Genomic DNA, 2,431 nt, shown 5'->3' on the forward strand with positions numbered 1-2,431 from the left:
GATGCGCTGGTGCAGCTCCTGGAGGTCCTCGCCGGGCGCGATGCCGTACTCCTCGCGGAGCAGGCCGGCGAAGTCGCGGTAGGCGGCCAGCGCCTCGGCCTGCCGCCCGCTGCGGTGCAGCGCCAGCATGAGCTGGTGGCGCAGCCGTTCCCGGACCGGGAACTCGGCCACCAGCTCGACCAGCCGGCCGACCAGCTCGCCGTGCCGGCCGCCGGCCAGCTCCAGCTCGGTACGCGTCTCCAGGGCGACGGCCCGCAGCTCCACCAGCCGGTGCCGGGCGGCGTCGAAGTAGGGGCCGGCGAACCCGGTGAACGGCTCCCCCTGCCACCGTTCCAGGGCGGCGCTCACCTCGGCCAGCGCCTCCTCGGTACGCCCGTCCGCGTGCCACTGCCGGGCCCGCCGCACCCCCCGCTCGAAGCGGACCGCGTCCACCGCCTCCGGCGGGATCCGCAGCAGGTAACCGGCGTCGGTGAGGGTCAGCACCTGGGCCGGCGTACGCGGCGAGCGATCGGGTTCGAGCACCCGGCGCAGCCCGGCCACGTACTTCTGCACCACGTTCGGGCCGTTCGCCGGGGGCTCCTCGGGCCACACCGCGTCGACGATCTGCGCGGTCGGGACGGGACGGCCCGCGGCGAGCAGCAGCACGGCCAGCACGGCCCGCTGCTTGCCGGGGCCGAGGTCGAGCGGGCGGTCCGCGTACCAGGCCCGTTGCGGGCCCAGGATCTCGAAGCGCAACGCCTCTGACATGCGAGTTTCCGCTCCTGTACCCCCCGGCCGCCCGCCGCGGCGGCCCACGGCAGTCGGACGGCAGCATAACGGCAGCGGGACGGCCGTGGCGGCCTGGCAGGATCCCGGTGCAACAGTCACCTGGGAAAGTGAGTCAAAGAGATGACGCAGCGTACCGGCACCGCCGCGACGTTCCGGCGGGTCGCGGCCCTCGCGGCCGCCGTGCTGGCCGCCACCACCCTGTCCGCGGGGTGCGGCACCGGAGACGGCGCCTCCGGGGGCGCCAGCTCCACCCCGGGCACCTCCGCGGCCGACCCGAAGGCCACGCTGCTGGCCGCCGTGCCGGACGAGAAGGATCCGGCCTTCCGCTTCTCCACTCAGGACGGCACCGACAAGTTCACCGGTGTGGTGGACCCGGCGGCGCACGCCATGGAGCTGGGGATGACGCAGAAGAACGAGGACCCCGAGTTCACCATGGCCATGACGTTCCGGGTGATCGACGAGGACCTGTGGATGCGGGTGAAGTTGACCGGCATCCCCGGCCTGCACGACATGCTGAAGCTGCCGAAGCGCTGGATGGCGCTGGACCGGACCAAGCTCGACGACGAGACGGAGGCGCCGGTCTACCAGAACGCGGACCCGGCGAACACCGCCGCGATCATCCGGACGGCGGACACGGTGACGGACAAGGGCAACGGGACGTACACCGGGGTTGCCGACCTGACCGCCAACGCCGACGTGCAGAGCGCGCTGGGGGTGGACGTGGCGGCGCTGGGTACGGCCGCGACGAAGGTGCCGTTCACCGTCGTGGTCGGCCCGGACGGCAACCTCGCCACGCTGACGCTGGAGGTCCCGGCCGCCGGCAAGAAGAAGGCCATGAAGCTGGTGACCCGGTACTACGACTTCGGCAAGGCGCCGAAGGTCACCGCGCCCGCCGGGGACGAGGTGCAGAAGGCGCCCTCCTCGGCGTACGAGGTGCTGAACGGCTGACCCGCGACGCGGGAAGGGGCGGCGGCCACACGGGGGGCCGCCGCCCCTCTCGCCGTCTCGGCGGGCTCAGCGGCCGAGGACGGACCCGCCGTTGACGCCGAGCACCTGGCCGGTGACGTAGCCGGCGGACGGGCCGACCAGGTAGCGGACGGCCGCCGCGATGTCGTCCGGCACGCCGGCCCGGCCGACCAGGGTGGCCGCCACCCGCTTGGCGTGCCCCTCCGGGGTCATCCGGTCGCCGAAGAACTCGGTCTCGGCCACGTACCCGGGGCTGACCACGTTGACCGTGATCTGGTCCGGGCCGAGCTGGGTGGCCAGGTCGTACGCCCAGCCGTGCAGCGCGGCCTTCGCCGCCGAGTACGGCCCGGCCCCGCCCCGCTGGGCGGCGATCGAACTGAGCAGCACCACCCGGCCGCCGGGGCGGCGCAGGGCGGGCAGCAGCGCCTCGGTGAGCAGCACCGCGGTGAGCACGTTCGCGTCCAGGTTGGCCCGCCACCAGGTCGCCACGTCGGCCAGGGTGTCGGTCGGCCCGCCGAGGTAACCACCGGCGTTGTTCACCACCGCGTCGACGGTCCGGTCCCCGACCGCCTCGGCCACCGCCGAGACCTGCCCCGGGTCGGTGAGATCGGCGACCACCGGGGTGACCGCGCCGGCCCGCCCGCACGAGTCCCCGATCCGCGCCGCGGCCTCCGCGAGCACGTCACCCCGCCGCCCC

The 2,431-nt window shown here is 74.5% G+C and carries 3 protein-coding genes; 1 reads left to right on the forward strand and 2 read right to left on the reverse strand.

What is annotated here, in order from left to right:
• Positions 1–747 (reverse strand): AfsR/SARP family transcriptional regulator (locus tag ACW0Q9_RS30225; RefSeq protein ID WP_456187133.1); only part of this gene is annotated, 747 nt, incomplete at its 3' end.
• A 141-nt stretch (positions 748–888) separates the two neighbouring features.
• Here ACW0Q9_RS30225 and ACW0Q9_RS30230 point away from each other — a divergent pair.
• Entirely contained in the window at positions 889–1,716 is an 828-nt protein-coding gene (locus ACW0Q9_RS30230) for a hypothetical protein (RefSeq protein WP_456187135.1), read from the forward strand.
• Between the two features lie 66 nt (positions 1,717–1,782).
• Here ACW0Q9_RS30230 and ACW0Q9_RS30235 read toward each other — a convergent pair whose 3' ends face one another.
• A complete protein-coding gene (locus ACW0Q9_RS30235) occupies positions 1,783–2,415 on the reverse strand; it encodes an SDR family NAD(P)-dependent oxidoreductase (RefSeq protein WP_456187136.1) in 633 nt (210 codons plus the stop codon).
• Positions 2,416–2,431: the final 16 nt, after the last annotated feature.

This window comes from Micromonospora sp. I033 (assembly GCF_053890995.1).

What these genes read in the sequence shown, in the direction of transcription:
- ACW0Q9_RS30230 (WP_456187135.1), top strand. Translation starts at nt 889, where the DNA reads ATGACGCAGCGTACCGGCACCGCCGCGACGTTCCGGCGGGTCGCGGCC.